The organism is Moorena sp. SIO4G3, from assembly GCF_010692305.1.
GTDB lineage: Bacteria > Cyanobacteriota > Cyanobacteriia > Cyanobacteriales > Coleofasciculaceae > Moorena > Moorena producens_A.
The window spans coordinates 18,701-27,568 of sequence record NZ_JAAHIG010000090.1; the positions used below are offsets into that span (position 1 = coordinate 18,701).

General features: G+C 40.7%; 2 protein-coding genes. Both read left to right on the forward strand.

Annotation, left to right across the window (positions count from 1 at the left end; translation table 11 throughout):
- Position 1 precedes the first annotated feature (1 nt).
- A complete protein-coding gene (locus tag F6J99_RS17645) occupies positions 2-6,748 on the forward strand; it encodes a type I polyketide synthase (RefSeq protein ID WP_293114033.1) in 6,747 nt (2,248 codons plus the stop codon).
- A partial coding sequence (locus F6J99_RS17650) for a condensation domain-containing protein (protein WP_293114034.1) occupies positions 6,745-8,868 on the forward strand: 2,124 nt, incomplete at its 3' end. The genes F6J99_RS17645 and F6J99_RS17650, both read left to right, overlap by 4 nt.

The following is an 8,868-nucleotide window of genomic DNA, read 5'->3' on the forward strand; positions in this document are numbered from 1 at the left end:
AATGAGCAATATTTCTCAAACAAACCAACAAAACTTCTTATCCCAAGAAGTGCTTCAAACTTTGAAGGAAATGCGAAGTAGGCTCGAAGCAGTAAACAAAGCCCAAACAGAACCGATCGCAATTGTTGGTATGGCCTGTCGATTTCCTGGAGGAGCTAATGACCCATCAACATACTGGAGCTTATTGCATGATGGCATAGATGCCATTACACCAGTTCCTCCCGATCGTTGGGATGTGAACGCTTATTACGATCCCGAACCAGGAGTTCCGGGCAAAGCCTACACAAAAGAGGGTGGGTTTATCGATCAAGTTGACCAGTTTGACCCCTTATTTTTTGGTATTTCTCCTAGAGAAGCAGTTAGTTTAGACCCTCAGTACAGATTACTTTTAGAGGTAACATGGGAAGCACTGGAAAATTCTGGGCAAACCTGGACAAACCTTAAGAATAGTCAGACAAGTGTATTCATGGGCATCTCTACAGATGACTATGCTGCCGTAATTCTAAATGGAGCCAGTAGTTACCCTACTCTGGGGAGTAATAGAAGTGTTGGTATAGGTCGTATTTCTCATCTCTTGGGTTTACAAGGGTCTAATATACAGGTAGATACAGCTTGTTCAAGTTCTTTAGTTGCTACCCATTTAGCCTGTCAGAGTTTACGTTCAGGAGAATCCAACTTAGCATTAGTGGGTGGAGTTAATTTAATATTATCGCCCATCAGCACTATTGGTCGTTGCCAAGTGAAAGCACTATCCCCTGACGGTCGTTGCAAAACTTTTGATGCTGCTGCAAATGGTTATGCTCAGGGAGAAGGATGTGGTGTCCTAGTTTTGAAGCGCTTGTCTGATGCAGTTAGTGATGGCGATCTAATTTCAGCCGTTATTCGAGGTTCTGCTGTTAATCATGATGGACCAAGTAGTGCTATGACGGTTCCAAATAGAATGGCTCAGAAACAGGTGATTCAACAAGCTCTGGCAAATTCCAAGTTAGAACCCCATCAAATTAGCTATTTGGAGGCTCATGGTACAGGAACTTCTTTAGGAGATCCCATTGAAATAGAAGCTCTGGCAGAAGTATATGGCAAAAATCGTCCAGCAGATCAGCCTTTAATTGTGGGGTCAGTCAAGAGTAATATTGGCCATTTAGAAGCAGCAGCAGGTGTATCATCTTTGATGAAGGTGATTTTAGCTCTTCAACATCAGGAAATCCCTGCTCATTTACATTTCAAACAACCAAATCCTCATGTAGATTGGGATAGATTACCAATTAAAATTCCTTCTTCATTAATTCCTTGGTCTGAGGAGGGAAAACCAAGAATAGCAGGAGTTAGTTCCTTTGGTATGGGTGGCACTAATGCTCATATAGTTCTGGCAGAAGCTCCTGTAGAAGTCAAGAATCAAAAAACGAAAAATAAAAATCAAGAAATAGAACGTCCGCTTCATCTACTAACGCTGTCAGCTCAAACAGGAACAGCTCTGAAGCAGTTAGTGAGGAATTATTACGAACACTTGAATAAATATCCAGAATTAGCTATAGAAGATATTTGTTATACAGCTAATTTGGGGCGATCGCATTTATCGGAGCGTCTAGCCATTGTTACTAGGTCAACAAAGCATTTAGAGGAACAATTAGAAGGTGCAGAAGTAGAAGAAATAACAGGAGTTGTCAAAGGTAGAAAGATTGGTAGTAAGTTTTCTAAATTAGCCTTCCTATTCACAGGTCAAGGCTCCCAATATGTGAATATGGGTAAACAATTGTATGAAACTCAACCAACTTTCCGTCAAGTTTTAGATCGGTGTGACCAAATTCTGAGTCCTTATTTAGAACAACCACTATTAGAAGTTCTATATCCTCAAAATGCACAACACTCAAGTATTTCTTTATTAGACCAAACAGCTTATACCCAACCTGCTTTGTTTGCTATAGAATATGCCTTGTTCAAGTTATGGGAATCCTGGGGAATTAAGCCAGATATAGTGATGGGTCACAGCGTTGGAGAATATGTAGCGGCAACAGTAGCAGGAATATTCAGTTTAGAAGATGGTCTGAAATTAATAGCTATGCGGGGGAGGTTAATACAGCAGTTGCCCCCCGGTGGTGAGATGGTATCAGTAATGGCATCAGAATTTCAGGTTAAAGAGGCCATAAGAGAATATAATTCCCAAGTGACAATAGCAGGGATTAATGGACCAGAAAGTATAGTGATTTCTAGTGAGAGTGGAGCGATGGCAGCTATTTGTAATAAGTTAGAAGCAATGGGGGTTAAGACCAAGCAATTACAAGTGTCCCATGCTTTTCATTCTCCATTGATGGAGCCAATTTTGGCAGAGTTTGAAACTGTCGCTAGAGAAGTAACTTATAGTCAACCTAGAATAGCACTGATATCTAATGTGAGTGGTAAAAAAGTAGGACCAGAAGAAATTACCACTGCTGAATATTGGGTACGTCATGTGCGAGAACCAGTAAGATTTGCTCAAAGTATGAAAACTCTACACGAGGAAGGTTATGAGCTGTTCCTGGAAATTGGACCGAAACCAATATTGTTGGGTATGGGGAGGCAGTGTATACCAGAGGATGCGGGAGTATGGTTGCCATCATTACGACCGGGATTAGGAGAATGGCAACAGATATTAGAAAGTTTGGGGCAGTTGTATGTCAAAGGGATGAAGGTGAATTGGTCGGGGTTTGAGAAAGATTATGCTGGCCAAAAAGTAGTATTGCCCACTTATCCGTTTGAGAGACAACGATATTGGATAGAGGAGAAAAAACAGCATAAAAGCAGATATTTGTCAAGAGACACAGATTCTCACCCCTTACTAGGTGAACGCTTCTACTCTGCGATTCAGCAGGAACAAATCCAGTTTCAATCCCAATTGAGTGCCTCTGAACCAGCCTACTTGAAGGACTATCGGGTATTTGAACAGGTGATATTTCCGGCTGCTGGTTATTTAGAGATGGTCGTTGCTGCGGGTGTGACTATATTTAAGTCCCAAAAATTGGTGCTAGAAGACTTAGTGATTCAAAGTGCATTAGTTTTACATCAAGAGAAACTCAAGGCAGTTCAAACAGTTTTCACCCCATCGGAAAATGGAACCTACCAATTTCAGATATTTAGCGCAGACCAACAAGACGAAGGACAACAGCCGAATTGGACACTCCACACACAAGGGAAGCTTAGAGAGCAGAAAGTAGATAGTGAACCTGCTGTGGTGAACCTAGAAGGATTGAAAGTAAGTTGTCCTCAGAAGATAGATGTTAAGGAGCATTACCAACAATTTCAGGCTAAAGGTATTGACTACGGTGTTAGTTTTCAGGGTATTAAGCAGTTGTGGCGTGGGTCAGGCCAAGCGATAGGGGAAGTTCAATTGCCAGAGGAACTGGTAAGAGATTTGATAAACTACCAACTACATCCTGCACTTTTAGATATAGGTATGCAGGCAATCGCTGCAGCAATTGGGTCAGAGGAAAGTCAGAGTACCTATGTGCCAGTATTAATCGAACGCTTGACGGTATACCGTCGTCCCGCTGCCAATATGTGGGCAATGGCATCTGTAACAATACCATTAAAAGACAATAAAGACACTTTAAGTGGTAAAATTACTCTCTTGAGCAGCGCAGGAGAAACAATTGCTATAATGGAAGGCTTGCAACTCAAACAAGTGACAAGGGAAGCGTTGCTAGGGAGCCAAGCTAATGAACTCAGGAATTGGTTATATGATGTGGAATGGCGCTGGCAACCTCGTTTTGGTCGGCAATTACCACCAGAATACATATTGAGACCAGGGGAAGTATCTGGGAAACTCAACCCTCTAGTATCGAAATTGGTATCAGAGATTGACTTAAATAGCTACAGTCAATTCTTAAGTCAGTTAGAAGCTTTGAGTGTTGATTATATTGTCCAGGCATTTGTAGAAATGAGCTGGTTATTTCCAGAGGGAGAAAGTTTTTCTAGTCAATCTTTAGCGGAAAAGTTAGAAGTTGTATCCCAACATAGACGACTGTTTAACCGTTTGTTAGAGATATTGGACGAAGTAGAAATTATCAAAGGAACAACAGAGGGTTGGGAAGTAATTAAAACTCCAGGGAAAACTAATCCTCAAGAGAAAAACCAGGCATTGCAAAGTCAATACCCTCAAGGTAAGGTAGAACTTACTGTACTAGATCGTTGTGGTTCTCAACTAAGTGAAGTATTAAAAGGAACAGCAGATCCACTACAGCTAGTTTTCCCCGAAGGAGATTTAACCACAGCAACTCAACTCTATGAGGAATCATCTGAAGCCAAAGTAATGAATACCCTAGTTCAACAAGGAATATTAACGGCCTTAGAAAAGTTACCAAAAGACAGAGGAGTAAGGTTATTGGAAATAGGGGCTGGCACTGGAGGAACGACAAGCTTTATTCTGCCTCACCTAAATCCTCAGCAAACAGAATATGTATTCACCGACCTGGGTAGTTTGTTTACTAGCAAGGCACAAGAAAAGTTCCGGGATTATCCGTTTGTAGACTATAAACAGCTAAATATAGAAAAAGATCCAAAAGCTCAGGGGTTTGAATCTCATCAGTATGATGTAATTGTAGCAGCGAATGTACTGCACGCCACCACATATTTACGTCAGACGTTAGAAAATGTCCGACAACTACTGGCCCCAGGAGGAATTTTGGTATTGTTGGAAGGGACAAATCGTCAGCGTTGGGTGGATTTATTTGCCGGATTATTAGAAGGATGGTGGAGATTTGAAGATGTGGACTTACGACCTAACCATCCTCTATTAGAGAGCTATCAATGGGAAGAACTCCTAAAAGAAAGTGATTTTCCTGAAGTAGTTGTTTTACCAGGGGTAGAGGGAAATAACCAAGAAGTATTTCCGCAGAGTGTAATTATTGCTCAATCTTCACCAACCCCATCATCTTTAGCTTTATCTAAATCTAAACCCCAAGAAGGTTGGTTTATTTTTGCAGATAGACAAGGGGTTGGTGAAAATTTAGCGACTCAAATGCGATCGCGAGGAGAAATTTGCAACTTGGTTAAGCCTGGGGAAGCATATCAACAGGTAGAGGCAGAAGAATTTACGATTAATCCGGAAAACCCTGAAAATTTTCAAAAGCTGATTTCTCATGTAATACAGTCAGGGAAATTATATGGAGTTATTCAATGTTGGAGCTTAGAAACACCAGAAGGTAATTTTAGTACGGAAGAACTAACCTTAGCATCCCAGATTGGATGTGGTAGTACCTTATCCTTAGTGCAGGCATTAGCTAAGACTGAATTATCCCCATCTCCTCATCTGTGGTTAGTGACTCAAGGAGCACAGGCTGTACCAGATAATAATCCTGTGGTCTCAGGCATAGCCCAATCTTCTTTATGGGGAATGGGAAAGACCATTAGTGCAGAACATCCTGAACTAAAGTGTGTGCGTGTAGATTTAGACCCACAGGAAACCGCTCAGGAGCAAGCAAGAATCCTGATGTCGGAAATATTTTCAGAGTCCAGAGAAGATGAAGTAGCATTCCGACAGGAAAATCGTTATGTGGCCAGGTTAGTGCCTTCTCGGTATACTCAAAAGACTATGGACAATCCTGTCACTGTTCGTAAAGACGCTACATATTTAATTGCAGGTGGACTAGGGGGTGTGGGCTTACTTGTGGCTCGTTGGTTGGTCGAAAAGGGCGCGAGGCATTTAGTGTTGATTGGACGTAGTGGAGTTAAGGAAACTGCTAAAGACCAGTTGCAGGAGTTAGAACAAGCTGGCGCTCAGGTAATGGTGGCGCAAGCAGATATATCTAATTGGGAATCACTAAGTAAGGTTTGGTCTGAAGTTGAACAAAAGATGCCACCGTTGAAAGGGGTTATTAACAGTGCTGGCGTTGTAGATGATACTCTAATTGAGTCCCACAATTGGCCAAGGTTTGTAAAAGTTATGGCTCCTAAAGTCCAAGGAACTTGGAATCTTCATCTCCTTAGTCAAAATCAGTCTTTAGACTTTTTTCTGCTATTTTCATCTATGGCTTATCTTTTGAGTACAGAAGGTGCGGCTAATTATGCTGCTGCTAATGCCTTTCAGCATACCTTTGCTTACTATCGAAAATCCCTAGATTTGCCAGCAATAACCATTAACTGGGGGGCTATTTTAGGAATAGGTTTAGAACCTCAGTTAAAAGCAACTGAGAAGTTTCAAAACCAAGGAAGAGGAATTGAGCCTATTCTACCTGAGAAAGCAGTAGAAGCTTTAGAACTATTGTTGGGCACTAATGCTATTGGTGTGGGAGTAGTTCCTATAAACTGGTCTCAGTTTCTAGAAAAACTTCCTGGAGGGGTGAGTCCACCATTATTTTTTGAGGATTTAACTGTAAGTCAAACAGAAAAATCAGTTAAGACGTACCAGTTTTTAGAAAAAATTAAGACTGTATCGACAACTGAGAGAGAAAGTATGTTACTGGCTTACCTCCAAAGTGAAATTTCTGAGGTATTGAGGATAAAAGATTCTCAAATAAATATACAACGGCCTCTCAACACAATGGGGGTTGACTCCTTGATGGCATTAGAATTGCGAGGTCGGATTCAAACTAAGTTGGAAGTCAATATTCAAGTTTCCCAATTTATAGAAGGGGTAAGTATTACTGAGTTAGCCATTAAGGTCAACGAGCAACTAAAACAGATTGACACAAATCAAGAAAGCAAGTTGGAAAATGATGGACAACTTCGTTCAACAGATATAGATAATAATGATTGGATTGAGGGGGAATTATGAATATAGTTGAGTTTTTACAAAATTTAAAAATTAAAGGCTGGCAGTTGTGGAGTAATGGAGAAAAAATAGGTTATCGTGCTCCTAACGAAGGGTCAACTAAGTTAGTGCTATCTCAAATCAAACAGCACAAGACTGAAATATTACAGTTGCTAAAGACTCAGCCCGATATTCTGGAAGTATATCCCCTATCCTATAGTCAGCAGGCTATGTGGTTTTTGTGGCAATTAGCACCAGAGAGCTGTGTTTATAATATATCTTTTACTCTTCGGATTGCCTCCCTGGTTAATGTGAGGGATTGGCGTCAAGCTTTCCAAGGTTTAAAGGAACGTCATCCTATGTTGTCTAGCACTTTTCCCAAGCTTGGTCAAAAACCAATTCAACAAGTACATAAACATCAGGAATTAGACTTCTTACAAGTTGATGCTGCCACCTGGAGTAAAGATGAATTAGACAGAAGATTGGTTGAAGCTCATCAGCATCCCTTTGACATAGAAAGATCGCCAGTGATACGGATTAGGTGGTTTACCTGCTCTGACCAAGAGCATATTTTATTACTAACCATACATCACATTGCTGCTGATGGTTGGTCTCTAGACCTAATTTTTAAAGAATTGCCAGTACTATATCAAGCCCAAAAAGCTAGTGTTGAGTTACCTCTTCTGCCTCTAAAGCACTTCTACCAAGATTATGTTGAGTGGCAAAAAGGTATGTTAGAGGGGCCGGAAGGAGAACGCCTCTGGAACTACTGGCGACAACAACTGGCAGGAGATTTGCCTGTATTGAATTTGCCGACTGACCGACTACGACCAACTATACAGACTTATAAAGGTGCTGCTAATCATTTCAAATTGTCCGAAAAGCTGAGTGAGCAACTCAATGAAATAACTCAAGAGGAAGGTACAACACTCTACACGATTCTTTTAGCTGCCTTTCAACTCCTCTTGTATCGTTACACATATCAAGAAGATATCTTGGTTGGTTCTCCTACTTCTGGCAGAAGTTGTCCTGAGTTTGCTTCTATCGTAGGCTACTTTGTCGAACCAGTTGTCATGCGGGCTAAGTTGTCAGGTAATTTAAGTTTTAGGGAGTTTCTTGCCCAAGTACGCACAACAGTATTAGAAGCACTGGACTATCAAGGTTATCCATTTGCACTGCTAGTAGATAAGTTATTACCAGCAAGGGATTCAAGTCGTTCTCCAATTTTTCAAGTTGGTTTTATCTTGCAAAAAATGGAAGAATGGCAAAAACTGCTATCGAATGAATGGAATGACTCATCCGATTGGCATGGACTCAAGGTAGAGCCTTATGAAAGACCGATTAAGGAAAGTCAATTCGATCTATCATTAGAAATGGTACCTATTGGCTCATGTCTAGGTGGATTTTTTAAGTACAACACAGATTTATTTGACAGAGAAACCATTGCTGGGATGATAGAACATTTTCAAACCCTACTAAAAGCCATAGTAGCAGATCCCCAACAAAAAATATCACAACTCCCCATAATAACAGAAACAGAGCAACAAAGACTCCTGCAGGAATGGCAAAAAAACAAAACAGATTATCCGAAAGACAAATGTATCCATCAGTTATTTGAAGAACAAAGCGATCGAAACCAAGATGCAATAGCAGTAGTATTTGAAGAACAAAAGCTGACCTACTCCCAACTAAATAGAAAAGCTAATCAATTAGCTCATTACTTGCAACAATTAGGAGTTGTTGCAGAAACACCTGTGGGTATCTGTGTCGAACCTTCAGTAGAGATGGTATTAGGTTTATTAGCAATACTAAAAGCAGGAGGGGCTTATGTAGCAATAGAGCCAACAAACCCTTCACAAGATTGGTTCTCAATAGGAGTAATATTAACCCAAAACCACCTAAAATCAGAAATCCCCGACTCCAATGCTCAAATTTTGTGTATAGACACGGACTGGGAATTAATAGCCCAAGGCAACACAGATAACCCAAAAACAGCAATAGCAGCTAGTAATCTAGCCTACATCCTGAATCAAACCTTGGTAGAACATCAGGCGGTAGTTCAACGTTTACAATGGGTAAAAGAAATATTAAATGTAACCAAGCAAGAGGTGATACTGCACAAAGCCTCTGTGAGTGAAGATGTA